The following is a 24,833-nucleotide window of genomic DNA, read 5'->3' on the forward strand; positions in this document are numbered from 1 at the left end:
GTTTTAAAACTCCTTTCGCCTTTGAGGAACAATATATTTCCCAGTTTTTGCATCTTCCAAAACTTCTGCAATCACGCCATAAGTATCTGCAATCAGCCCCGTTGTCAATAATTTTCCCGGCTCACCTTGTGCCACAACTTCCCCGTTTTTCATCACGACCAATTGATCGCTATAAGTCAACGCTTGGTTTAAATCATGCAAAATCATCACGATAGTTAAATTTTCTTCTTGATTCAACCGTTTTACCAACTCTAAAATTTCGAGTTGAAAATACATATCCAGAAACGTCGTCGGCTCATCCAAAAGTAGCAATGGCGTATCTTGAACTAGCGCTGTCGCAATAAATACGCGTTGTCGCTCTCCCCCAGAAAGACTATCAACAAACTTCTCCGCTTTTCCAGTTAGCTCTGTTTGCTCCAAAGCCCGCTCAACAGCAATATCATCTACTTTCGTCCGAGTCATCCGCCAATTTTTATAAGGAAGCCGTCCAAAATAAAGCAACTCTTTCACCGTTAGCTCGCTCGGAAGCACGTTATTTTGATGAACAATTGCAACATTTTGCGCAAACTCTTTCGCTTTCCACTCAAAAATCGATTTTCCTTCAAGTAAAACATCCCCAGAACTGGGCGAAAGAAGTCTAGCCAAAATTTCTAATAAAGTAGATTTCCCACTACCATTCGGCCCAACAATCGTATTGATTTTATTTTTTTGGATAGTAAACGAGACATTTTTCAAAATCGAATCTGTTCCATTATAACTAAAATTAACGTCCCTTACTTCCATAAAAATCACCCTTTCGCATTAAAAAGATTAAGAATGGACCGCCGATAATCAGCATAATCACAGATGCCGGGATTTCCATTTGGTGAAATAACGTTCTGCCAAGTGTATCTGCAAACAAGAGCAACAATGCTCCAAATAAAATGGAGAATGGCACAAGTATTTGATAATTTCCGCCAACCAGTTTTCTGGCAATGTGCGGCACAAGTAGGCCAACAAAAGCTATAACCCCAACAACCGCCGTAGTAATCGAAGCAAGCAACACCGCAATTAGCGCCAACCAAATCCGTGTTTTATTAACCGGCACACCAAATCCTCTAGCCATTTTATTCTCAAGACCTAACACATTGCACCATTTAGCAAGTAACAGCGCACAAACCAGGCCAATTGTTACATAGATTAACAACGTTTCCACATCTGACCATTTTTTCATCGCAAGGCTCGCTGCACTGCTCGCAGACTGACTAGAAACAAGCGCCACTTGCGAAGAAAGCGCATCACTAAGCCCCGTAAAAACCGCATTAATCGCAATCCCAATAATAATAAAACGAAGCGGATTAAAATCAGATTGATAACTAAATAAAAAGACTAAAAAACACGCAAGCGCCCCACCAATAAACGAAAAAAGTGGCAACCAAAAATACAATTCCGGTAAAAATAAAATAATAACAAAACTAAAAAACTTTGCTCCCGCTGAAATCCCAATCACCCCAGCATCAGCAAGCGGATTCCGCATCACAGCTTGCAATAATAAACCAGAAACCGAAAGCGCCGCACCAGCCAGTAAAGCAATAATAATCCGCGGAAAACGCAAATCAATCACCACATCGACCATTTCATTCCCGCCACTAAAAACCCCTTTTAAAAAATCTGGAATCGACATTGCTAAACTGCCCGCCTGAACCGCCCATAAAATCGTCCCAATTAACAAAACAACCACAGCACCAAAAGAACTTTTTTGCTTAATTGTCATAAAGCATCTTTTCCATTTCACGTAATGCTTCAGGCGCGTTCAAACTTGCTGTCATACCAAATAAATTTTCGTCCAAGTCATATACCCGATTATTTTTCACCGCATCAAAATGTTTCCAAATATCATTTGTTTTAAATTCTTCATCAAACATTTTCACAACCTCCGCCGGCATTCCGTGAGCTGCTCGCAAAATAATATCCGGATTCGCATTTTGTAAGTATTCTGTATTAGAAGCCAAATATTCCACTTTTTGATCGCTAATCACATTTTCCCCACCAGCAAGTTTCACCAAGTCACCGATGTACGCATGTTCCGTCACAACTAAATAGCTTCCCGGAACACCCATCAGTATTAAAACGGTTGGCTTTTTCTTTTTAGCAACATTTGCCTTCACCTTATCAATTTCACTCGTTAAACTAGCATTTAATTTGCTTGCTTCCTCTTTACGATCAAATTCAGCGCCTAGCTTATTAATTTCACTTTGCATCGAAGCAATACTCGTAAAGTCCAGAAAGTCCGCTTTCAAACTAGCTCCCTCAAAACCAGCCTTTAAGTCCGCTTCTAGCGTTTTTGTCGAAAGGACCATGTCTGGCTTTAACATACGAATAATTTCCAAATCTGGCCCCATAGGCGACCCAGTTTCCTTCACCTCTGCATAACGTTCCGGAAGTTTTTTAGAACTAGTCGGAATTCCAACCAGCGGCAAATCAAGTTTATCCATAATTTCAGTAATCGCCACCGTCGTTGCCACAATTTTAGGCTCCTTCTCCGATGTTTGCTCAGACTTCTCTGCCGCCTCTTCATTCCCGCAACCAACTAAAAAAAGTAATAACACCAAAGATATGACAGCCATTTTCCTCATCACTGATTCCCCCATTTATAAAATAAAATCGGTAAAGCGAGTTAAGCAAAGGATAACCCCGACCTAACTCGCTTTTACCAGTCTTATTAACTCAATCTTTTACGTTTTAATCGATAAGCTAAATAAAGGAAGGAAGCGCCAAATAATGTCACATACCATGCCATACTTGATGAATCGCTTGTTTTTGCATTTTTCTCTGCTTTATTTGCTGTTTTTTGAACAGAATTTGTATCATCAAAATCTGGTTTTGCTAATTTTGGTCCAGCATTGTTATTGTTCGCTACATTCCCTGTATTTAAAAGATCATTTTTGACAGGTTCTTTTAACGTTACATCTTTTCCTGTGATGTCTTTAATGGTTGCTGCATTTAGTTTTACTTGAACAGTATACTCATGATCGTAAGCGAAACCTGGCATATCTTCAATCAATACATGTGTTTTCACATCCGTATTAGCAGTGCCATCTTTCACAGGGTATTTCACTGTTCTCGTATTTTTATTAATATCTCCGGAAACAACTTCCATATCTTTCCAAACACCATTTTGTTTATATTGGAATGTTTTAATCCAACTGCTGTTTGTTAACGTTAAATAAACATATGGTTGGTTATTTTCAACTTTGATTACAGCCGGTTTCATCACATAACTTTCCATCATCGAAGTTTCTGTTGTTCCATCTTTGAAAACATCAAAATCAATCGAATACGTATGATTGTTCAATAAATTTTTAGGATCAACAACTACCGGTTTGCTTGGAGTTGTTGGCGGTGTTGTCACTGGCGGATTTGTTGTACCTGGATCTGGTTTTGTCACAGGTGGATTCGTTTCGCCAGGATCCACTACAGGAGGAGTTTCATCACTACCCGGATACGAATTTGCCACTACGGCTTTTGTTGTATCGAACACATAACGGAAGTCCGCTTGCCCTTTGTAAACAGTACCATTGAACGGCGCTTCATAATTAACATGAGCCGCAAGTGGTTGGTTTAAATCTGCCACTTCAAATTCTACAATCCGCGTATTAGCGTCTTTATCTTCCGAAACAACTTTTACATCTTGCAAAGTTCCAGCAAGCTCTGTTTTTAAAGCTGTTACTGTCTTATTATCATTCACTGTCATCGCAACAGTTTTCTTACCATTTTTCACTTTCAACCAAGCCGGATTGTTAAAGTAATTTTGCATACTTGAATTACTATCATCATTTGCCTTTTTCGCTACAAAAGGAATCGTATAAACCCCATCAGAAAGCGTCACAGGCGTTGTAACAGCTGGTTCAGAAATAACTTTAAAAGTACTTGGATCAATCGTTAAATCGACTTGGTACCAGTGATCATAACTAATCGCGTCTACTTTAATATGCATATACGAAAAAATAATATCATCTAAAGAACTAAGCTTGAATTTCTCTACACGCGTATCTTTCGCTGCGTCTGTTCTAACTGTTTGCACATCTTGATAGCTAGCATGGTAAACTTCCGCTTGTGCTGGCTTTTCAGGACGAGTTCCATCTTTCGAAACTGCCATCGTTTGCCACCAACTGCTATTTGTAATCGTTAAGTACATGTACGGTTGACCATTTTCCACTTTAATTGTTGCCGTGTGGTCAATATATTTATCTGCTTCCGAAGACTCTTTCGTTGTTTTCCCAGTATTATCTTTATAAAAATTCACTTGAACCTGGTATTCTCCGCCATCTTTTAGACGAGAATCAGCCGCACTGGCAAACCCTGGTATCAATTGAAAAATTAGTGTCAAAGCCAAAAAAGCGACTAAACCTTTTTTCCATAGTTTCTTCATAATAATCCCCCTTTATTTAAAAATCGCCCGTCTTTTAAGTAAAACTAACCCTGTTCCCGCTACTACAAAAATAATTCCATATAAAAACATTTGGCTAGAATCACTAGACTTTGGATTTGCTACTTGATTATTTGAGTCGCTCTTTGTTGCTGGAGTTGTTGTATCGCTATTATCAGAAGATTTCACAGCTCCCGCTAACGCTTTAGCCGAACCTTCATCAAAACGTAACTTGATTTGATATTGGTGATGATAATTCAACCCATCGTCATCAATGTCTACTTTGATTTTCGCACTCACAGGACTACTTAAAGTCGACACTGGGAATGACACTTTTCTAGTATCGCTTGAAGTTTTTTTTGAAGTCACACTAACCGCGCTACCTTCCACCCATAAGCCAGTAATCCACTTACTATGATTCACTTGCAAACTAACCGTAGATTTCCCTCCATTTACAGTCACCGTTGCAGGTTTATCAAAATAGTCATTCGCCATAGAAACAGAATCACTATCGCCTTGAAGCACCGTATAATCAACCGAATAGGTTCCATCTTTCAGTGCAGCTTGAGCCGTTAATCCAGTCGAAAGAAACGAAAAACTAAATACAGCCACAAAAGCCACTAAAACTAAAACTTTCTTCATCCTTAAATCTCCCTTCTTTAATAAAAACTACTATTTATAAAAAACCTCCACAACCACTTGCGGAGTAAAAGTTTATGTAAAAGTATACGTTAATTATCATTTTAATTGATAATGATTATCATTGTCAACAACATAATATTTTCTATACCGTTTTAACCCACAAAAAAACCATGAATAGCAACACCTATCCATGGTTAATAATTATTTACTACTCCTCTGTTTGAGCGTAACGATCATATAATAGCTCTCCTTTTAAAGTGAGCGTGTATCTTTTTTCTGCAATATTGCTATTCCTCGTTAAAAAGCCATTTTCTTCTAACCAATAAAGCGTTAGCAGCACTTCATTTTTTGTGTAGTTCCGCAGATTTCCAAAATCAATCACCTCAAGCGACATATCATTAATCTTCGTATCCACACTTCCCGCAAAAAGAAGTACTTCTCGTAATAAGTTTTCATCTTTAAATTCCATCGTTAATCATCCTTTAAGTCTGAGTTAGTAACATACATAACGTAAAAAGCCGTAGCTAAGTGCCACGGCTTCTTACAGCGCAATCAAAAGGAGAAATTCACACAATCAAATAAAGGGGGTATTTGTTTGTGATTTATTTCACGGTTATAATATACCATATAACCACTTATAATTCAATAGTTCACATAGCTATTTTTATTTGTACATTTCGTGAATACTGACACCACTTCAACACAAGAAAAAAAGACACGTAGACCTTACTTCTAACGTGTCTTTTTTTAGCAAATTTCACAAACAATTATTTAACTAGTTTTTCTAATTCATCTAATCTTTGTTCAAATACTTTTAACGCATCATCTACAGGATTAGGTGTCGCCATATCAACGCCAGCTTTTTTCAAAACATCAATCGGATAATCCGAACTTCCCGCTTTCAAAAAGTCGATATAAGCCGTTACTGCTTCTTGACCTTCCGTTAAGATTTTCGCACTCAACGCAGAAGCTGCCGAAAAACCAGTCGCATATTGGAACACATAATAGTTCATATAGAAATGCGGAATACGAGACCATTCATAACCAATTTCATCGTCATAAACCATCGCTTCCCCGTAATATTTCTTATTAATATCAAAATACGTTTCTGTTAAATAATCCGCAGTCAAAGCCACACCTTGTTGATCAGCTTGATGAATCGCATGCTCAAATTCAGCAAATTGTGTTTGACGGAATACCGTTCCTTTAAAACCATCTAAATAATGATTTAGTAAATAAGCACGTACTTTTGGATCATCATATTTTTTAAGCAGATAATCTGTCAACAGGTTTTCGTTCGTAGTAGAAGCAACTTCCGCTAAGAAAATCGAATAATCGCCATAAACAAACGGTTGATTTTTTCTTGTATAATAACTATGCACACTATGTCCAAGTTCATGAGCCAGCGTATACACATTATTAATATTATCTTGCCAGTTGAGTAAAATATAAGGATTCGTACTATATGACCCAGAAGAATAAGCCCCACTACGTTTTCCTTTATTTTCCATCACATCAATCCAGCGACTATCAAACGCTTCTTTTAAAATAGCTTGATATTCTTCTCCAAGTGGTTTTAACGCTTCAAGTACAAGTTCCTTTGCTTCCTCATAAGTGAATTCCAAATTAACATCATCCGAAAGTGGCGTATAAAGATCGTACATATGCAATTCTTCTAAACCAAGCAACTCTTTACGTAATTTTACATAACGATGAAGTAAATTAGCATTGGCATTCACAGATTTTAATAATGAATCATATACAGTTTCCGGAATGTGGTTACCCGAAAGCGCAGCCTCGCGAGCAGATGTATATCCTCGAGTAGTCGCGTAAAAATTGGATTTTTTCACTTGTCCATTCAAAGTAGACGCTAACGTATTTTTCAATCCTTCGTAAACGGAATACACACCAAGGAATGCATCACGACGCACACGCGGATCATTGCTTTCTAACAACTTACCGAAACGACCATGCGTAATTTCGATTTCTTCCCCATTTTCATCTTTAATCGTCGGGAACTTCATATCCGCATTGTTTAATGTATTAAATGTACTAGAAGAACTTCCAAGAACCTCACCTGCATTCGCAAGTAAAGCCTCTTCTTTCTCACTTAAAATATAAGGTCGACTTAAATTCAACTCTTCTAATAAATGGGCATATAATTGTAAATCTTTATTTTCACTTAAAAATTGTTTTAAAACATTCTCATCCATGGCTAAAATTTCAGGATCAAAATAAGACAGTGCAGACATTAATTTGGTAACTAAACTTCCTGCACGACTATTTAATCCTTGATATTTCGCATTCGCTGTATCTTGGTCCATTTTTAAGTGAGCATATACATATAAGTTACTAATTAAATCATACGCTTTATCACGGAATTGAAGCGCCTCATAAAGAGTTTGGCTACTTTCTGCTAAACGTCCTTTAAATTGACTACTTTCTTCTGTTATTTTTTGTAAATCCACAAAAGCTTTTTCCCAAGCTTCATCGTTTGGATAAATAGTAGTTAAATCCCAAGTTAGATTTTCTGGTACTTCTTCTCTTAAAGGTAATGCATTTGTTTTACTCAATATTAAAACCCCCAACCATTGTCATTTTGTTTTTATTATGAGCCAAAATAACTAAAAAAGCAAAACAGATGATTATATTTGCCCTACTCGATTATTAGTAAATGTCATCTTTCGCTTCACTCGATAACGATTTTCTGGTATCTCAGCGAGCATCCCTTTACTAATTAAATAAGAAATATACGCTTTTCCTAGTTTTAAATTTTCATTAGGCGATAACCAAATCGTTTGTATTTGTGTTACAACGGATTGAAAGCTCTCTAAAAAACACTCTCCACTGAAAGTATCCCCCTTTTCCAAACCTTTGAAAAAATTGTCCCATAAGTCAAATTGCCATTCTATAGCAGGTGTCATAACTAAAAACTGCTCTTCTAAATCTACGCCTATCTCTTTTGGCAAATAGTGAAGATAATAACCTGCGTTATATAATTTTTGCATAAATTGACCATGCTTTTTAAACTTAGCATAGTAAAAACAGATTTTTTGTCTTTCAAATTCTCTATCTCGCTTAACATAGGCGTGCCGAGTAATAATTCTCGCTATTTTCTTTTTCCATTCACTAAAAGACACTTTCATAGAAAATGGCATCTCGCTCGCGAAAAAACGATTTCCTTTTTCGAATGTTAGGTGATAATACAGCGTGCAGTTTTCGTGTTCTACTGAATAATGCCAAAAATGATAACCTAATTTCTGATCAAATTGAATAAATGCTTGTTGAAATGCAGAAAGACAAATACGTCCTTTATCTTTTTTGAGTGTCTGACCTAGTATCCAGTGCACTTCTAAACCAAGCGATAAGTAATCCATTGTGCGCTGAATCATTTCGCTAATTGGGACAGTCGAACGTTGAAATTCAATGACGGTCTTCCCATTCACGAAAATATCTGCTTGTCGGTTAATTTCTGGGAAGTAACTTTCTAATTCTACAGGTAGGCCCTGATAACAAAACCATGCCATCATTTGTCGCTTAGCCGCTAAATGTTCTTCGCTTTCGCCCTCTGAAGCAAAAGCACACTTCATAGTCTTCTCATGTGCAAAATGTGGTATCTTAATTTGCCCAGCTTTAATCATTACTGGACTTGCACATGACTTGCAAAATAGTCTTTCTTCTTGTTTCATTCGTTCCACATTCATCTTCGTAATAGTAAAAGTTTCTCCAATGCTATTTCTGGCAGTAAAAATAATAATCACTCTCCTATTAGCTCTTTAATATTATTATTCGCCATGAAATAACCATATTCCTTCCTTATTTCTAAAATCGCAAAAAAGACCCGTTTGGCTTATTTTCCAGCACAAACGGGTCTTCAAAATGAAGTTTTAGAAATGTTTTCTTATTTGCTTTAATGCAGGAACGTCAAAGATTACTTTTCCGTACTCAGCAAGCATATAACCAGTTAAATTCGACTCTAAACCGTATTCAAGTAAAATACTAACGGCATTGTCAATGTTAGATTCATCATATTTATTCTCAGGAAATTCTACATTCAAATAATACTTTCCTTGATACGAAAATAGCTTAGTTACTAAATTTTCCAGTCCTGTTGCACGTGAAAGTGAAATAGCATCTTCAAAATCACGGAACTCTAAAATAAACTCTAGCGTATCATCTTCTCCGAGTGATTCTTTCCTCACTGGATTGAAGTTTTCTTCGAGTAGTTTTTCGATTTTTTCTTCTGCAAGCTCATCTGGGGAGCTAAGCGTGACATCAAAGCCATCTTCGCCTTTTCCACCAATTGTAGCTTTTGTTACGAATACTTCTAAGCCATGTTTTAAGGCTTGGACTTGTATCCAGAGCGGACCTTCCGGAGAGAACTCTTCTTCATATTTCAGCTCATCCATCATATCCCAGAAAAGTTCTTCACTTTTCTCGCGATCATACCAAACATCTTCTTGGTTAAAACCTCGCTCTTCCAAATCCAGATAAGAGATATAAAACTTGATTGTATCCTCATTAATTCGTTCAATTTCCATCGTCACACTCTCCCTTCCTTCTTAGTCATTGACAATGAAGGGTGAAACTTAATTGGTTAAATTCATTGTAGCTCATATTAGCAAATAGTACCACCATTTTTCCTTCGTTTTCGTCGGTGGATTATTATCTTAGCTGAAAAACGAAAAAAATTCAAGAACTATTACTCCAATTACAAAAAAAAGCGCCAAGAATCCAACTGAATGGAATTCTCGGCAACCACTTTTATCAATCTTAGTTAACCATTTTTTGCGCTTCACGTAGTTGATACGTACGTACACGGCGCGGTAAGAAACGGCGAATTTCATCTTCATTGTACCCAACTTGCAAACGTTTTTCATCAATAATGATAGGACGTCTTAATAAGCCAGGATTTTTCTGGATTAATTCAAATAGTTGTTGCAAAGGAAGGCTATCTAAATCCACGTTCAATTTTTGGAACGTTTTTGAACGAGTGGAAATAATTTCATCTGTACCGTCCTCAGTCATACGAAGAATTTCTTTAATTTCATCCAAACTAAGTGGCTCAGAAAAAATGTTTCTTTCCTTATAAGGGATATCATGTTCTTCCAACCATGCACGAGCTTTTCGGCAAGATGTGCAACTAGGTGAAGTGTATAACGTTACCATTAGACATTCACACTCCTTATCGGGTATTGTTTCATTCATATAACGAAATTCTAGCAATATCTCTATTTGGAAAATTCATTAAAGAACTTACACTTCATTATACACTAATTTTGTGAAATTCTATATACTATTTTTTAAAATTTTCTTTCCAAATATGTAAAACCATTGTTAGCAAGCCGTTATGTATATGATACCCCTACTATAACTTGTTTAAACTAAAATCACATGAAAAAAAACGCTTTTTTATGAGAATTTCATGAGAATTTTAATTTTGTGAAAAAAACATCAATCAAATTTTACTCTGATTGATGTTTTAGTGTTATTTTGTAGCGGCTTCAGCAGTTAGCTTAGCATGCTTTTCTTTATACATAACTTCTTCTTCTTCTGAACAATAAACAAAGTGTCCAGGAGCGATTTCGCGCATTTTAATTTCATCGCCATCTTTATAGTTATGAGAAGTCGGATCATATGCTTTACGCACACGAGTACGCTCATAATTTGGATCTGGCAAAGGAATCGCGGATAAAAGAGATTCCGTATAAGGGTGTAGCGGTGCATGATATAAATCATTGGCAGGCGCTAACTCGACTAATTTACCGAAGTACATTACGCCGATACGATCACTAATGTATTTAACCATTGATAAATCGTGGGCAATAAATAGGTAAGTTAGATTTTTTTCTTTTTGTAATTGACGTAATAAGTTAACTACTTGTGCTTGGATAGATACATCCAGTGCAGAAATAGGCTCATCGGCAATAATAAATTCTGGTTGAACAGCAAGCGCACGAGCGATACCGATACGTTGACGTTGACCACCGGAGAATTCATGCGGGTAACGACCAGCATGTTCTTTACTTAGACCAACTGTTTCAAGTAGCTCATAAACTTGTTGATTCGTTTCTTCAGGCGTTTTAGCAAGGCCGTGGATACGAATACCTTCTGCAATGATATCTTTAACTTTCATACGCGGATTTAAAGACGCATATGGATCTTGGAAAATCATTTGCATTTTACGACGGAACTCAAGCATTTCTTTACGGCTTTTACGTGCATGCACATTTTTGCCATTATAAATAACTTCTCCGCCAGTTGCATCGTATAAACGAATAATAGTACGTCCAGTTGTAGATTTACCACAACCAGATTCACCTACTAAACCAAGTGTTTCACCTTTATAAATATCAAAAGAAATATCATCAACAGCGCGTACTTCACTTGCAGTACCTTTGTTAAAGTATTGCTTTAGATTATGAATTTCTAATAATTTTTCTCTTTGTTCAGTCATTCTACTTCTACCCCTTTCGCATGGACAGCTTGCATGCCAGGATGAAGTTCCGCAAACTGCTCTTGGCGACGTAATACAGCATCTGGAGGCGTTACTTCTGGTGCATCAGGATGAAGCAACCATGTAGCCGCATAATGCGTATCAGACACCTTAAATAGTGGTGGCTCTTCTTCAAGGTCAATTTGCATTGCGTATTTATTACGTGCAGCAAATGCGTCCCCTTTTGGAGGATGAAGTAAATCTGGTGGTGTACCTGGGATAACAAACAATTCTTCATCATCTGTATCCAAAGTAGGCATCGAACTAATTAATCCCCATGTATAAGGATGTTGAGGATTATAGAAAATTTCATCAACTGTACCGATTTCAACAATTTTACCACCGTACATAACGGCAACACGGTCTGCAACGTTTGCTACAACACCAAGGTCATGGGTAATAAAGATAATCGATGTGTCAATTTTTTTCTGTAAGTCCTTCATTAAATCTAAAATTTGCGCTTGGATAGTTACATCTAGCGCTGTTGTTGGCTCATCTGCAATGAGAATTTGCGGGTTACAAGCAAGTGAAATCGCAATAACAACCCGTTGACGCATCCCACCAGAAAATTGGTGAGGATATTGTTTAATTCTTTCTTCTGCATTTGCAATACCAACTAATTGAAGTAAACGAAGAGCTGTTTTGTGAGCTTCATGTTTACTGATTTTTTGGTGCTTAATAAGTGGTTCAGAAATTTGTTTACCAATTGTCATCGTTGGATTTAAGGATGTCATTGGATCTTGGAAAATCATAGCTATATCTTTCCCACGAATTTTTTGCATTTGTTTTTCGTGAGCTTTAGCGATATCCATTCCGTTAAATAAAATTTGGCCACTTTTAATTTCTGAGTTACCTTCTGGAAGTAAACGCATAATCGATTTTGTCGTTACTGATTTACCAGAACCAGATTCGCCAACAATCGCTAAGGTTTCCCCTTTATATAAGTCAAAATTAACTCCACGAATCGCCTTTACTTCTCCGGCATATGTGTGGAATGAAATATTTAAATCTTTAACTTCTAATAGCTTTTCCATTTTTCCTCACCTCTCTTTTAATCGCGCATTTTAGGATCAAAGGCATCGCGCAAACCATCTGCAATTAAGTTAAATGCAATCATGATGATACAAAGTACAATACATGGATAAAGAATCATATACGGTAATACTTGTAATGTTTTATATCCATCATTTACCAAGACACCAAGAGACGCTGCTGGCGCTGGAAGACCAAGTCCAATAAAGCTTAAAAAGGCTTCAAAGAAAATCGCACTAGGAATACTAAACATAATGTTAATGATAATAATCCCAGAAATATTTGGTATTAAATGTTTAATAAGAATTTTAGGAGTAGATTCCCCTAAAGTTGTGGAAGCCATAACGAATTCTTGATTTTTGAGTTTTAAAACTTGTCCCCTGACTACCCGGGCCATCGTTATCCAACTCGTCATCGCAATCGCTATAATAATAGAAATTATCCCTGGATCAAGTATTAGCATCATTAAAATAACAACAACTAAGTTTGGAATAGCACCAATAACTTCTAGCACACGTTGCATAAAGTTATCGACACGACCTCCAACATAACCAGAAATCAAGCCGTAAGTAACACCAATGATTAAATCACATAGTGCTGCAACAACAGCAATAATAAGAGATACACGTGTACCAGCCCAAATACGAGCAAATTGGTCACGTCCAAGCGTATCACTACCTAACCAGTAGTAAGTACCCTCTTTAATATTATTTTGTTTATAAATATCAACGTCTTCTCCACCAATGGATTGATGTCCATTCCAGAAAGGCATATTTTCAAAGCCTTGCACTTTTGGAGGAAGACTTGCATTTTCAGTGATTTGTCTATTAATATCATGTTTTGGTCCTAAGTTTTGTGACAAATAAGGGCCTACAATTGCCATGATAATAACAAGTGCTAATACAATCAGCGACACTAACGCCGCTTTATTTTTACGAATACGAAGCCAAGAGTCTTGCATAAACGTCAAACTTGGACGAGTAATTTTTTCTGCTTCGGCATCAAGAATGTGTGCTGGCTGGAATCTTTCTTTTGCAATTTTATGTTCTGCCATTATTTTCTACCTCCAGACACACGGATTCGTGGATCAATCAATCCGTAAAGAATATCTACTACCAAGATAACAAATACAAGCATAGCAGCAAATAATAATGTAGTTCCCATGATAACTGGGTAATCGTTCATTTGAATAGAAGAAACGAATTGGCTACCGATACCAGGGATACTGTAAATATTTTCAATAACAAGGGAACCAGTCATCAGTGCAACCGATAATGGTCCTAAAACTGTAATTAATGGAATAAGTGCATTACGAATCGCATGCTTAACCGCTACTTCCGTTCTACTATTCCCTTTCGCTTTTGCAAGTAGAACATAATCAGATGCAAATACATCGATTAGCTCTGTTCTCATGAAACGAGCTGCTGTCGCTAGCGGGAACATCGCAAGTGCGAATGCTGGCAGAATAGTATCTGCAAACGTCCCCCAACCTGCTACTGGGAAAATTTGAAGTTTTGCTCCAAGCCAGTATTGTAAAACAGTCGCAAATACGAAAGATGGGACTGACTTACCTAATATTGCTATAAATGTACTCGTATAATCCGGCCACTTATTCTGGTACATGGCCGCTATTACCCCGAGTAAAATACCAAAAATAACACCAAATACCATTGCCTCGAGTGCTAATTGGACAGATGGACCAATCAGTGCACCTAAAATCTCAGACACTGGTCTATTATCAAGTTGGAAAGAAACACCTAAGTCCCCTTTTACCAAACCTGTCATATAATTAAAGTATTGGACTGGAATTGAATCATTTAGTCCGTATTTTTCATTCATCATGTGAATTTGTTCGTCAGATAGTTTCTCCTGATTACGGTAAGGCGTACCAGGTAAGAATTTCATAAGAACAAACGTAACCGAAGCAATGATGAATAACGTTATAAGCATATACAATACTCTTTTTAACGTATATTTAACCATCTATCTCTACACCTCCCAGTTTTAATAAATATATAAAAAAAGTCATTCCTAACCAAATCCGCAAGTTTAGTGAGCCTTTTTCTTCATTTCTAAACTTTTATTGCATTAGCGCAAATTAGTTAGGAAAAAAACTTCATTTTTCGAATGTTAGGTTTCTAGATTACTAGAAAAGGATACTTTAATTTTAAATTATAACACATGAAAACATGAAAATCATCAGCAAAAGGAGAGAGCATATCGAAATATACTCTCTCTTTCCGTCAAGCATTTCTTAAAGACTAATATTTTATTTAGTCAAGTATGTTTCTTTGTAAGTGTAATCTGGACCAAATGGATTTTTTTGCAAGTTTTTAATGTAGTCTTTTTGTAGGTATGCAGTAGAACGTTGATAAAGTGGTTGAATAGCTACATCATCCGTAAGAAGGATTTTTTCTGCTTTAACCATTTCATCCCAACGTTTTTGATCGTCAGCTGCATAAGTTACAGAAGCATCATTTAAAATCTTGTCATAGTCTTTGTTAGAATAACTCATTCTGTTTTGTGCACCATCAGTTACGAATAGGTTCAAGAAAGTGGATGGATCTTGATAGTCAGGACCCCAGCCGCTCATTGAGAAGTCGTAATCTTGGTTTTGGTCATTTTGTAAACGAACTTTAAATGGTACGTTTTTAAGTTTAACTGTAAGACCGTCTAAGTTCTTTTGTAGTTGGTCTTGAATGAATTCAGAAGATTTTCTCGCATTTTCAGTGTCATCACTAGTGAATTCAACTGTAATTTCGGAAACTCCAAGTTCTTTCAAACCAGCTTTCCATGCTTTTTGTGCTTCTTTTACATCATATTCTAAATGTTTACCAGATTCTTTTGTATAATCTTCTTTGTTACCTGGGTCAAAAGTGAAACCTTCTGGTACAAGATTGTTTGCAGGTTTAGATCCGTTTTTAAGAACTGTATCAGTGTACGATTGTTTGTCAATCGCAAGAGCTATAGCTTTACGGATGTTTTTGTTAGCAAATACTGTGTCTTTGCCAGCACGTTTTTGGTTAAATTTAATGTAGAATGTTGAAGAATCATTCACTGTAACGTAGTCTTTATTGTTTTTGTTTTGAGCCGCGTAATCAGCACTTAATACTGTACGGTCAACTTTGTCAGTGTTGTATAAGTTAAGTCCAGTACCGGAGTCTTGAACAACTTGTACGTTGATTTGTTTCAACTTAACTTTATCTTTATCCCAGTAGCTATCATTTTTTACATAAGTCCATTTTTTGTTTGTTCCAGTCCAGTCTTTCAACTCGAAAGGTCCGTTGAATAACATGTTATCACTATTTTGTGCATATTTTTCGCCTTTTTCCGTAACGAATTTTTCGTTAAGTGGGAAGAAAGTTGGGAATGCAAATAATGAGTTAATGTAAGCAGTTGGTTTAGCTAAAGTAATTTCTAAAGTATAGTCATCTACTGCTTTAATTCCTAATTCTTCAGGTTTTTTCTTGCCAGCTACGATATCAGTACCATTTTTGATTGCATCAAATAGGTAAGAATATGTTGCAGCAGTGTTAGGGTCAACTGCACGACGCCATGAGTAAACATAGTCATTTGCAGTTACAGGATCTCCGTTTGACCATTTTGCATCTTCACGAAGTTTGATAGTATAAACTGTTTTGTCATCGCTAATTTTTGGCTCTTCAGCAGCACCGGCAATGGCAGGAATACCATCTTTGTCAAGCGCATATAGACCTTCGTTTGTTTGGTTTACAACGTTTAAACCAACTTGGTCATCCGCTTTTGTGCTGTCTGCAGAAGGAATTAGTGCGCTTTCTGTCAAGTTAAGTACTTGATCTCCTGAAGCTTTTCCTGAATCTGAGCCTTTTTTGTCGGATTTGGAATCTGATCCGCCTCCGCATGCTACCAAGACTAAGCTTAGTAATAGTGTTAATCCAAGTGTAAGAAATAATTTAGATTTTTTCACTAAGTAGACCTCCCTTTTTTATTTTTCTGAAAAATTGTTTCGATACCTATTATACTCTAAGATTTCTGGCTTTGTAAATTATTTTTACAAGATAAATGAAAACAAGGATGAAAGATACAAGTTATTAAAATATTAAGGCAAAATTGAAATTGCGTGAAAACTCTGAACAGAGAGTGTTACACAATCCTCTATTTTGCAATAAATCGAATTAATTATGTATACTTTGCTAAACCTTTTGATTAAGTTTTCAGAAAACATAACCATTTAAATTGATAAATTTACGATTAACTTTGCCAATTAAGTTTTAACTGGAAGAAGTCATCTTTTTTGTATAAGTGAAAATATCGAACCCCTTTAAATTTTTAAAGGATTATTATATTTATATACTTTTTTTGAGCTGTTGTCTAGATAAAAATACCAAAAATTTAATTAAATTTTGTAATAAATTCGAAAAACGTTGATATAAAGGCATTTTTTTATTAATAATCTGTAAAGACACTTGGGCGATTATTTGACTAAAAATGGACAAATTTCTAACATCAGATGATAGCTTCCTTCTATCATATAGTCTTTCTATGGAAATTGTGATAGAGTGAATTATGAATTTTAATTAGAGGTGACGAAATGTTTTTACGAATTACTATTTATACACTTATTCAAGAAGCCATTATTTTTGGCATTCTACTCTTTGGCAAAAACCAGCATGTTAGTTTAAGCAATTATGTGGATATTTCTTTCCTTGTAGCGCTTATTACGTTATTAATAGGGTTATTCGTTTATATTATGAGAAGTGGCTTTTTAGACCGTGTTCATAACGGTTTTCGAAACATCTCTCGTAAAATCAAACGAGAAGAAGAGAGCGAGTTCTCAGATATGCTTTTATCCGAGCTAGTTGGCCTTCAGTATGCTGGAATTTTGATTAGTTCGCTTCTTGTTATGCTATCTAGTATCCTAGGCATGTTTTTGTGATTGACAAGCTGTTTTGTAAACTGCTAAAATAAATGTAATATAACTGATGCGTTACTAGGAAGATTAGTACATTTTGTTGCTTTATAATAGAGAGTCTGTGGTTGGTGGAAACAGATAAAGCGCAAAATCGAATGGACTTCTAAGGACTGTTTGTGAAAGATTAGTAGCAAACAGCGGCTAAAGACCGTTACTTCTTTAATAGAAATTTTCTATTGCTAAGAGCCTTTTTGGTACTTAGGGTGGCACCGCGGATAACCGTTCGTCCCTAACATTTATATGTTGGGATGGACGGTTTTTTATTTTCGCAATCAGTGAAAAAATTGGAGGAATAAACATGAAAAAAGTAATATTTTCCGGAATACAACCTAGTGGACAACTAACTTTAGGAAACTATATTGGGGCATTAAAACAATTTGGACAGTTTCAAGATGAGTATGAGTGTTTCTACTGTATCGTAGACGAACACGCCATTACGGTACCGCAAGATAGATTAAAACTTCGCGAACAAACAAGAAGCCTTGCTGCCCTTTATTTAGCAGTAGGACTTGATCCAGAAAAAGCTACACTTTTTATTCAGTCAGAGGTGGCGGCACACGCACAAGCAGCATGGATTTTACAATGTAACGTCTATATTGGCGAATTAGAGCGTATGACACAATTTAAAGATAAATCAGATGGAAAAGCTGGCGTTAGTGCTGGACTTTTAACCTACCCTCCTTTAATGGCTGCTGACATCTTACTTTATCAAACTGATTTAGTGCCTGTTGGCGAGGATCAAAAGCAACATATTGAATTAACTCGTGACTTAGCAGAGCGCTTTAATAAAAAGCATGCGGATATTTTTACGATGCCAGAAGTATTTATCCCTAAACAAGGTGCGCGTGTTATGTCCTTGCAAGATCCAACGAAAAAAATGAGTAAATCGGATGCGAATTTAAAAAATGCGATCTTTTTACTTGATCCGCCAGCTACTATTAGAAAAAAAATTAAAAGTGCTGTTACGGACTCTAGCGGCATCATTGAATATAACAAAGAAGAGAAACCTGGTGTCTCTAACCTCCTTACTATCTATTCCGTCATTACAGGTGAAACAATTGCTAATATAGAAGAAAAATATGTTGGTAAAGGTTATGGTGATTTTAAAACGGATTTAGCAGAGCTAGTTGTTGCTGAGCTTGAGCCGATTCAAGAAAGATACTACGCGTACCTAGAATCAGCAGAATTGGACACTATTTTAGATGCAGGAGCAGAAAAAGCCGCTCGTGTAGCTAATAAAACATTGAAGAAAATGGAAAATGGCGTTGGACTTGGTCGTAAACGTCGAAAATAACAATAAAAAAGCCGAGTACTTGGATTAACTCAAGTACTCGGCTTTTTCTATTTAAGCATTAACCTACTTTAATTTCTACATCAATGTTGCCACGAGTTGCTTTAGAATATGGGCATACTTCATGTGCTTTTTTAAGTAGCGCTTCCGTTTTTTCTTTATCTTGACCTTCGATAGTTCCTTCTAATAAGACACCGATTTTAAAACCGTTGTCTTCTGGGTCGCTGTATAAGCTAACAGTTGCTGTTACTGTACTTTTGGCTTCAATTCCAGCTTTTCCAAGAACTAATTCTAACGCACTGTTGAAACAAGCTCCGTATCCAGCGGCAAATAGTTGTTCTGGGTTCGTTCCACCGCCACCATCTCCACCAAGTTCTGTTGGTGCAGAGATATCAAAGTAAAACACGTTATCTGGTGAATGTACTTCACCGCTTCTTCCACCAGTATTAATGACCGTTGTTTCATATAGTTTTTTCATTTTCTATTCCTCCTAATTGATTAGTTAATGCTTGTATTTTTGTAAGTAATTGTCTGTAGTCTAATTCGGCAAAATCGAGTAATTGAAGGCAGTTGTCCACGCTTTTTAATACATCTGGTTGTATTTTTATTGCCTTTTCTGTTAGGCGAATATAAACGCGGCGTTCGTCTTCCGGATGACGACTCCGTGTAACATATCCTAAATGCTCCATTCGTTTTAGCATAGGTGTTAAAGTCCCACTATCTAAAGCCAAGCGTTTCCCAAGATCTGATACCGTTTGTTCCTCACCTTCCCATAGAACAAGCAGTGCAATGTATTGTGGATAGGTTAATTGAAATGCCTCTAAAGCTTCACGATAAAGTTTTGTAAACTGTTTGGATGCATTGTAAACAGAAAAACACAGTTGTTCTTCTAATATGCGCGTGTTCGTGTCCAACATGTTCTCCTCCTTTTAAGTTGTGTGCAATTTAATTTTATACAACTTTTGTAAATAAAGCTAGTTTTTTGCTCAAAAAAAGCCTTACCCCGAATTAGAGGTAAGGCTTTTGACTATATCTTATTCTTCTATTCTTTTGAATACTAAAGTAGCATTGTGGCCACCGAAGCCAAAAGAGTTAGAAAGTGCTACATTTACTTCTGTTTCACGCGCTTTATTTGGAACGTAATCCAAGTCGCAAACTTCATCTTGGTTTTCTAAATGAATTGTTGGCGCAATAATATTATCACGGATACTTAACAAAGCAAAAATAGCTTCAATACCACCAGATGCACCTAAAGTGTGTCCGGTCATTGATTTAGTTGAACTAATCGCTAATTTTTTCGCATGGTCACCAAAGACTGTTTTAATTGCTTGTGTTTCATATTCATCATTGTATGGCGTACTTGTTCCATGCGCATTAATGTAATCCACTTTATCAGGAGAAAGTCCTGCATCGTCAATTGCCATTTTCATTGCGCGGGCAGCACCTTCACCATTTGGAGCTGGAGCTGTAATGTGGTATGCATCACCTGTTGCGCCGTAGCCAACGATTTCTGCATAAATTTTCGCACCACGAGCTTTTGCGTGTTCATATTCTTCTAAAATAACAATCCCTGCACCCTCACCAATAATAAAACCATCACGGTCTTTATCAAATGGACGACATGCAGTTTCTGGATCTGGATTTAATGATAAAGCTTTATTCGCAGTGAAACCAGCAAGCGACATTTTAGTAATCGGCGCTTCTGCTCCACCTGTAATCATAGCATCAGCATCTCCGCGTTCGATAACTTTAAATGCGTCACCGATAGAGTTTGTTGCTGTTGCACACGCTGTAACTGTTGTAGAGTTAATACCTTTTGCTCCGAAACGAATAGAAACTTGACCGGAACCCATATCCGGAATCATCATTGGAACGAAAAATGGACTAACTCGACGATGTCCACGGTTTAAGAAAATTTCAAATTGCGTTTCAAAAGTTTCCATTCCGCCAATACCTGAACCAATCCAAACGCCTACGCGAGTTGCATTGGAATCATCAATAACTAAACCAGAATCTTGTACAGCCATTTCAGCACTTGCAATTGCGTAATGCGTGAAACGGTCCATTTTACGAGCTTCTTTTTTCTCTAGATATTTTTCTACATCAAAATCTTTTAATTCTGCTGCAATTTTAACCGGAAAGTCATCCGGATTAAGTCTTGTCATTTCTGCAACACCATTAACACCTTTTTTTGCGTTTTCCCAAGAAGTTTCCGCATCGTTTCCAATTGGTGTAACAGCGCCAATACCAGTAACAACTACTCTTCTCTTATCCATTTACTCATCTCCTTATTTTGCATTTCATAAAAAACAACTTCTGTCTAATGACAGCAGCTAGTATAAAGTTAAGGCTTTATTTAAAATTAAAAATAGTGCACAAACAAATAAACCAAAAGCCTGTTTCATTATAACATAAATAAAGGAAAGTTGTCCTAACAAAAATAATCGTTAGGGCAACTTTCCAATTTTAATTTGTTGCTTACTTACCCCAACGAATGATTAGGGCGCCCCAAGTTAGTCCGCCGCCGAAACCGACAAGCAAAACATTATCGTTATCTTTAATCCGTCCTTCTTCTACTGCGTCAACAAGAGCAAGCGCGATAGAAGATGAGGAAGTGTTGCCGTATTTATGAACAGTTTTCATTAGTTTTTCTTCTGGTAAATTCAAACGTTCACGAGAAGCTTCCATAATACGGATATTTGCTTGATGAGGAATTAGTAAATCTAAATCTTCTTTCTCAAGACCAGCACGTTCAAGTACGCGTAAAGAAGCTTCTCCCATTTGGCGAACAGCAAAACGGAATACTTCGCGTCCATTCATATAAATCTTTTTATTTTCATCTAAGTTCAAGTATTTTCCGCCAGAACCATCAGACCCTAAGTCAAATGAAAGTAAACCATGATCATCAGAAACTGGTCCCATAACTACAGCACCCGCTCCATCACCGAATAATACGGCTGTTGCGCGATCATCCCAGTTAGTGATTTTAGATAATTTATCTGCACCAACAACTACGATATTTTTATATGCGCCTGTTTTAATGAATTGTGCTGCTGTTACTACACCAAAAGTAAAGCCGGCACAAGCTGCTTCCACGTCCATACCTGCAGCATTTTTTGCCCCTAGACGATCTTGGATAATATTCGCAACGGATGGGAATGTTGCTTCTTGTGTCACAGTTGCAACGATAAATAAATCAATATCGTCTGGCGTAAGACCCGCATTTTCAATTGCTACTTTTGCTGCTTCATAAGCTAAATCGTGCGTATATTCATCATCACGAGCAATTCTTCTTTCTTCAATTCCAGTTCGAGTACGAATCCACTCATCAGATGTTTCCATTATTTTTTCTAAATCAAAGTTTGTTACTATTCTTTCAGGTACGTATTTACCTACTCCTAAAATTCCTGCGTTCATGTGTTCTCCTCCATATCAAACTACATCAGGACGAAAATATGCTTTTTCTCCTGGATATTTTATGACCTGGTACTAATTTTAACAGAGAAATATCAATTACGCAATTGGATTGCCACTTTTTATTTTACTTCTAGGCTTTTGTTTGGATTGTTCTCAGCGAAACCGCCTGCTTTAGACCAACCAATAACTTTTCCGTCGTCCGATTTAATGCGATACCAATATTCATTTTTCACATCTGCCCGGCGGTCTATGTCTAGTTCTTTTCCTAGATAATCATTTAAATCAGTTACTACTTTTGAATTATCTTCTACGGGATAAGCATAGATTTTTTGGTCGGAATCAGTGATGTATTTATCTAGTGTTACATTCGTTTCGCTTTGTGGTGTATAGAAAACTGTGACAGCTTTACTACTTATCCATCCGATTGTTTTACCTTGGTCTTGAAGTTGATACCATGTTCCTTTTTCAGTAACAGCTTTTTGCGAAATACGAAGGGTTTTGTTTTGGTAATCATTAGCATTTCCTGCTTTTTCTGCGCCTTCTGTATTATATGGTTTTGTCCAAATAACTTCTGCACTCGGGTTCGTGATTTCTGCGTAAGCTAGTTGGTTTTCGGTTGAGATTACTGTATCGTAAATTTGATCATAACGATCCAAATTGTAAGTTTCAATGGTTGAAATGAGTTTTTCAGCATACCCTGGGTCAGTTGCATAACCTGCATCTTGAATGGCGTGTGCTGCGTTTTTATAATCGGTTTCTCCAATTACCGCGGAATATAATTCTGAATTACCCGACACTCCGTTGACAAAAAGTTGTGCATGATCGACTAATGATGCCTTTTTGTCTGGATATTTTCTGAAGTCGGCTTGTGTGTGGTATGCCTTGCCGTTGCTAAATTCTTGTGTTCCCATGGAAACGGAACTTCCTTCATAGCTACCTTTAATTCCAAACAAGTTATTAGCTGAAGTTGATAAGCCGCTTTTGCCCCAGTTGGATTCTAAAATGGCTTGAGCTAAAGTAACACTCGTCAATATTTTTTCATCTTTTTGTAAATCTTGCGCATCATTTGCGATTGATTGTATAAATTGTTGTTGTGATAAAGTCATTCCTGCTTGACTCACTGTCGTTTGGCTCGCTTCTGCTACCCCTGCATCCACAAAAGGTAACAATGTAGAACTTACGATGACACTTGCTAGTAAAATCTGCGTGAATTTCTTTTTCATTATCAGTTGGCACTTCCTATCCAAATTAGTTAGTTCCCCCAATTTAAATGGCTCTGTCTCTGTTAACCTTCTTCATTCTAGCATTTTCATTCTGAGAACCTACTAATTTTTCGATGAAAGATTTATCATAAAGTAAGCAGAATGGCTATTCTAAAGGTTTTTCGCTAACCTATTTACATTTGACAATATTATGTCATTGCTTATTTGCCCCTTTACACTACTATTCTCCATGCTTGCGGTTTTTCCTTCCTTTTTTTCGATAATCGCATTTTCAAATGATATATGATTGGATAATCTAATTTTATGTGCTAAAATGTATAATGAAATAGATGAAATGGGGTGTAAGGATGCGTTACGTGGTGACTGTAATTTGGGTATTCTTACTTTCTTTAATGGCTGAATTCGTTCTTTCTTCCATGTTATATGTATCATTTGATATGACACGGGCTATTATTTTAACAGTAGGGTTATCCTTCTTCATTATTTTAATCACTTTCTTGATGCCTAAAGATAGCGAAGTTTATGACTTTAAGTAAACATCCAACTTTCTGATAGCGAGAACTCACTTTTCGAGTGTAGCTCAAAAAAAGAACCTCTTTCCAATAACTGGAAAGAGGTTCTTTTTTTATTTGTCCAAGTAATATTTATTTACTGGTTTTAAATCATTATTTAATTCGTATACAAGTGGTACGCCTGTTGGAATTTCTAAGTCCATTATTTCATCGTCGCTAATTCCTTCTAAGAATTTCACTAATGCTCGTAAGCTATTACCATGAGCTGCAATAACTACTCGGCGTCCAGCTTTAATTTCTGGAGCAATTGTATCCATCCAATAAGGAATAACACGTTCTAGCGTTACTTTCAAGTTTTCCCCTGAAGGAATCGCATGTGTATCTAGTAGTTGATAACGGCGATCATTCTTCGCTTGTCTTTCGTCGTTTTCTTCTAATAGTGGTGGAAGGGTATCGTAGCTTCTGCGCCATTTTTGCACTTGTTCAGCGCCGTATTTTTCAGCGGTTTCTTCTTTATTAAGACCTTGTAGCGCTCCGTAATGTCGTTCATTTAAACGCCAAGATTTATTGACTGGAACCCACATTTGATCAGATTCTTCTAGCACATAATTAAGTGTTTTAATGGCTCTTGTTAATACGGAAGTGAAGGCTACATCAAAATCTAAGCCTGCTTCTTTAATTCTTTTCCCTGCCGTTTGCGCTTCTATAACGCCTTCTTCTGACAAGTCCACATCGTGCCAACCTGTAAATAAATTCAATTTGTTCCATTCACTTTGACCATGACGAATTAATACTAATTTCATCTTCCTCATCCTTCCATTTTCGTCTATTTTCTAAACGACTAATCCAACCAAAGTTTTC

24 protein-coding genes and 1 other annotated feature are annotated in these 24,833 nt (G+C 36.7%); of the genes, 3 read left to right on the forward strand and 21 right to left on the reverse strand.

The genetic code is table 11. The annotated features are described in order from the left end of the window. Positions 1-3 precede the first annotated feature (3 nt). From HCX62_RS09145 to HCX62_RS09215, 15 genes are all read right to left on the reverse strand, one after another. A complete protein-coding gene (locus tag HCX62_RS09145) occupies positions 4-783 on the reverse strand; it encodes an ABC transporter ATP-binding protein (protein WP_185638632.1) in 780 nt (259 codons plus the stop codon). Then, positions 764-1,753: a FecCD family ABC transporter permease gene (locus HCX62_RS09150; RefSeq protein ID WP_185638634.1), complete on the reverse strand. Its 990-nt coding sequence runs from the start codon at positions 1,751-1,753 to the stop codon at positions 764-766. Before HCX62_RS09150 ends, HCX62_RS09145 begins: the two co-directional genes overlap by 20 nt. Continuing rightward, positions 1,743-2,615: a heme ABC transporter substrate-binding protein IsdE gene (gene isdE, locus HCX62_RS09155; RefSeq protein WP_185638636.1), complete on the reverse strand. Its 873-nt coding sequence runs from the start codon at positions 2,613-2,615 to the stop codon at positions 1,743-1,745. The genes HCX62_RS09150 and isdE overlap by 11 nt, the downstream gene beginning before the upstream one ends. An 86-nt stretch (positions 2,616-2,701) precedes the next feature. Next, positions 2,702-4,411 carry a hemin/hemoglobin-binding protein Hbp2 gene (gene hbp2 / locus HCX62_RS09160; RefSeq protein WP_185638638.1) on the reverse strand — a complete coding sequence of 570 codons (1,710 nt, stop codon included), beginning with the start codon at positions 4,409-4,411 and terminating at the stop codon, positions 2,702-2,704. 12 nt (positions 4,412-4,423) lie between these two features. Next, the gene (gene isdC, locus HCX62_RS09165) at positions 4,424-5,050 is read right to left on the reverse strand and encodes a heme uptake protein IsdC (protein ID WP_185638640.1); all 627 of its coding nucleotides are present in this window, start codon (positions 5,048-5,050) and stop codon (positions 4,424-4,426) included. 208 nt (positions 5,051-5,258) lie between these two features. Next, positions 5,259-5,519, reverse strand: a complete 261-nt coding sequence (locus HCX62_RS09170; RefSeq protein WP_185638643.1) for a DUF3116 family protein — start codon at positions 5,517-5,519, stop codon at positions 5,259-5,261. Between the two features lie 298 nt (positions 5,520-5,817). Further along, positions 5,818-7,623, reverse strand: a complete 1,806-nt coding sequence (pepF, locus tag HCX62_RS09175; protein ID WP_185638645.1) for an oligoendopeptidase F — start codon at positions 7,621-7,623, stop codon at positions 5,818-5,820. 72 nt (positions 7,624-7,695) lie between these two features. After that, on the reverse strand, positions 7,696-8,811 hold the full coding sequence (locus HCX62_RS09180; RefSeq protein ID WP_185638647.1) for a competence protein CoiA: 1,116 nt from the start codon (positions 8,809-8,811) through the stop codon (positions 7,696-7,698). A 126-nt stretch (positions 8,812-8,937) separates the two neighbouring features. Further along, the gene (gene mecA, locus HCX62_RS09185; protein WP_185392519.1) at positions 8,938-9,591 is read right to left on the reverse strand and encodes an adaptor protein MecA; all 654 of its coding nucleotides are present in this window, start codon (positions 9,589-9,591) and stop codon (positions 8,938-8,940) included. Between the two features lie 232 nt (positions 9,592-9,823). Beyond that, entirely contained in the window at positions 9,824-10,219 is a 396-nt protein-coding gene (spxA, locus tag HCX62_RS09190) for a transcriptional regulator SpxA (protein ID WP_003720569.1), read from the reverse strand. 319 nt (positions 10,220-10,538) lie between these two features. Beyond that, positions 10,539-11,507, reverse strand: a complete 969-nt coding sequence (locus HCX62_RS09195) for an ABC transporter ATP-binding protein (RefSeq protein ID WP_185392518.1) — start codon at positions 11,505-11,507, stop codon at positions 10,539-10,541. Beyond that, positions 11,504-12,580: an ABC transporter ATP-binding protein gene (locus HCX62_RS09200; protein ID WP_003722316.1), complete on the reverse strand. Its 1,077-nt coding sequence runs from the start codon at positions 12,578-12,580 to the stop codon at positions 11,504-11,506. Before HCX62_RS09200 ends, HCX62_RS09195 begins: the two co-directional genes overlap by 4 nt. A 17-nt stretch (positions 12,581-12,597) precedes the next feature. Continuing rightward, a complete protein-coding gene (gene opp3C, locus HCX62_RS09205) occupies positions 12,598-13,632 on the reverse strand; it encodes an oligopeptide ABC transporter permease (protein ID WP_185392517.1) in 1,035 nt (344 codons plus the stop codon). Next, entirely contained in the window at positions 13,632-14,561 is a 930-nt protein-coding gene (gene opp3b / locus HCX62_RS09210) for an oligopeptide ABC transporter permease (protein ID WP_185638648.1), read from the reverse strand. The genes opp3C and opp3b overlap by 1 nt, the downstream gene beginning before the upstream one ends. Positions 14,562-14,847: 286 nt before the next feature. After that, positions 14,848-16,524, reverse strand: coding sequence for a peptide ABC transporter substrate-binding protein (locus HCX62_RS09215; RefSeq protein WP_185501872.1), 1,677 nt, complete (start codon positions 16,522-16,524; stop codon positions 14,848-14,850). A gap of 624 nt (positions 16,525-17,148) precedes the next feature. Here HCX62_RS09215 and HCX62_RS09220 point away from each other — a divergent pair. Together HCX62_RS09220 and trpS are read left to right on the forward strand one after the other, a co-directional pair. Beyond that, complete coding sequence (locus HCX62_RS09220; protein WP_185638650.1) at positions 17,149-17,493, forward strand: DUF3899 domain-containing protein; 345 nt, start codon at positions 17,149-17,151, stop codon at positions 17,491-17,493. Positions 17,494-17,541: 48 nt separating this feature from the next. After that, positions 17,542-17,763: a binding site (T-box leader), on the forward strand. 64 nt (positions 17,764-17,827) lie between these two features. Then, on the forward strand, positions 17,828-18,823 hold the full coding sequence (gene trpS / locus HCX62_RS09225; RefSeq protein WP_185638652.1) for a tryptophan--tRNA ligase: 996 nt from the start codon (positions 17,828-17,830) through the stop codon (positions 18,821-18,823). A 58-nt stretch (positions 18,824-18,881) separates the two neighbouring features. On the opposite strand, the gene HCX62_RS09230 is transcribed toward trpS, so the two are convergent. The 5 genes from HCX62_RS09230 to HCX62_RS09250 form a co-directional block, all read right to left on the reverse strand. Then, positions 18,882-19,298, reverse strand: a complete 417-nt coding sequence (locus HCX62_RS09230; RefSeq protein ID WP_185638654.1) for an organic hydroperoxide resistance protein — start codon at positions 19,296-19,298, stop codon at positions 18,882-18,884. Next, positions 19,282-19,734, reverse strand: coding sequence for a MarR family winged helix-turn-helix transcriptional regulator (locus HCX62_RS09235; protein WP_185638853.1), 453 nt, complete (start codon positions 19,732-19,734; stop codon positions 19,282-19,284). Before HCX62_RS09235 ends, HCX62_RS09230 begins: the two co-directional genes overlap by 17 nt. 120 nt (positions 19,735-19,854) lie before the next feature. Further along, positions 19,855-21,096 (reverse strand): beta-ketoacyl-ACP synthase II, encoded by a 1,242-nt coding sequence (gene fabF / locus HCX62_RS09240; RefSeq protein WP_185638656.1) that lies wholly within the window; start codon positions 21,094-21,096, stop codon positions 19,855-19,857. 202 nt (positions 21,097-21,298) lie between these two features. Then, on the reverse strand, positions 21,299-22,237 hold the full coding sequence (gene fabH, locus HCX62_RS09245) for a 3-oxoacyl-ACP synthase III FabH (protein WP_185638658.1): 939 nt from the start codon (positions 22,235-22,237) through the stop codon (positions 21,299-21,301). A 119-nt stretch (positions 22,238-22,356) separates the two neighbouring features. Further along, on the reverse strand, positions 22,357-23,484 hold the full coding sequence (locus tag HCX62_RS09250) for a GW domain-containing glycosaminoglycan-binding protein (protein WP_185638660.1): 1,128 nt from the start codon (positions 23,482-23,484) through the stop codon (positions 22,357-22,359). Between the two features lie 323 nt (positions 23,485-23,807). On the opposite strand from HCX62_RS09250, the gene HCX62_RS09255 reads away from it, so the two are divergent. After that, complete coding sequence (locus HCX62_RS09255) at positions 23,808-23,996, forward strand: YjzD family protein (protein ID WP_185392509.1); 189 nt, start codon at positions 23,808-23,810, stop codon at positions 23,994-23,996. Between the two features lie 89 nt (positions 23,997-24,085). Here the strand turns inward: HCX62_RS09255 and gpmA are convergent, their stop codons facing one another. Continuing rightward, entirely contained in the window at positions 24,086-24,775 is a 690-nt protein-coding gene (gene gpmA / locus HCX62_RS09260) for a 2,3-diphosphoglycerate-dependent phosphoglycerate mutase (protein WP_185638663.1), read from the reverse strand. Positions 24,776-24,833: the final 58 nt, after the last annotated feature.

The organism is Listeria swaminathanii (assembly GCF_014229645.1).
Lineage (GTDB): Bacteria > Bacillota > Bacilli > Lactobacillales > Listeriaceae > Listeria > Listeria swaminathanii.

Excerpts from the sequence above, each read along its gene's own strand:
- gpmA (WP_185638663.1), bottom strand. The coding sequence starts at position 24,775 with ATGAAATTAGTATTAATTCGTCATGGTCAAAGTGAATGGAACAAATTG.
- HCX62_RS09200 (WP_003722316.1), bottom strand. The coding sequence starts at position 12,580 with ATGGAAAAGCTATTAGAAGTTAAAGATTTAAATATTTCATTCCACACA.
- HCX62_RS09230 (WP_185638654.1), bottom strand. The coding sequence starts at position 19,298 with ATGAAAAAACTATATGAAACAACGGTCATTAATACTGGTGGAAGAAGC.
- mecA (WP_185392519.1), bottom strand. The coding sequence starts at position 9,591 with ATGGAAATTGAACGAATTAATGAGGATACAATCAAGTTTTATATCTCT.
- spxA (WP_003720569.1), bottom strand. The coding sequence starts at position 10,219 with ATGGTAACGTTATACACTTCACCTAGTTGCACATCTTGCCGAAAAGCT.
- HCX62_RS09220 (WP_185638650.1), top strand. The coding sequence starts at position 17,149 with ATGTTTTTACGAATTACTATTTATACACTTATTCAAGAAGCCATTATT.
- trpS (WP_185638652.1), top strand. The coding sequence starts at position 17,828 with ATGAAAAAAGTAATATTTTCCGGAATACAACCTAGTGGACAACTAACT.
- isdE (WP_185638636.1), bottom strand. The coding sequence starts at position 2,615 with ATGAGGAAAATGGCTGTCATATCTTTGGTGTTATTACTTTTTTTAGTT.
- HCX62_RS09255 (WP_185392509.1), top strand. The coding sequence starts at position 23,808 with ATGCGTTACGTGGTGACTGTAATTTGGGTATTCTTACTTTCTTTAATG.
- opp3C (WP_185392517.1), bottom strand. The coding sequence starts at position 13,632 with ATGGCAGAACATAAAATTGCAAAAGAAAGATTCCAGCCAGCACACATT.
- isdC (WP_185638640.1), bottom strand. The coding sequence starts at position 5,050 with ATGAAGAAAGTTTTAGTTTTAGTGGCTTTTGTGGCTGTATTTAGTTTT.
- fabH (WP_185638658.1), bottom strand. The coding sequence starts at position 22,237 with ATGAACGCAGGAATTTTAGGAGTAGGTAAATACGTACCTGAAAGAATA.
- HCX62_RS09145 (WP_185638632.1), bottom strand. The coding sequence starts at position 783 with ATGGAAGTAAGGGACGTTAATTTTAGTTATAATGGAACAGATTCGATT.
- HCX62_RS09195 (WP_185392518.1), bottom strand. The coding sequence starts at position 11,507 with ATGACTGAACAAAGAGAAAAATTATTAGAAATTCATAATCTAAAGCAA.
- opp3b (WP_185638648.1), bottom strand. The coding sequence starts at position 14,561 with ATGGTTAAATATACGTTAAAAAGAGTATTGTATATGCTTATAACGTTA.
- hbp2 (WP_185638638.1), bottom strand. The coding sequence starts at position 4,411 with ATGAAGAAACTATGGAAAAAAGGTTTAGTCGCTTTTTTGGCTTTGACA.
- HCX62_RS09150 (WP_185638634.1), bottom strand. The coding sequence starts at position 1,753 with ATGACAATTAAGCAAAAAAGTTCTTTTGGTGCTGTGGTTGTTTTGTTA.
- HCX62_RS09170 (WP_185638643.1), bottom strand. The coding sequence starts at position 5,519 with ATGGAATTTAAAGATGAAAACTTATTACGAGAAGTACTTCTTTTTGCG.
- fabF (WP_185638656.1), bottom strand. The coding sequence starts at position 21,096 with ATGGATAAGAGAAGAGTAGTTGTTACTGGTATTGGCGCTGTTACACCA.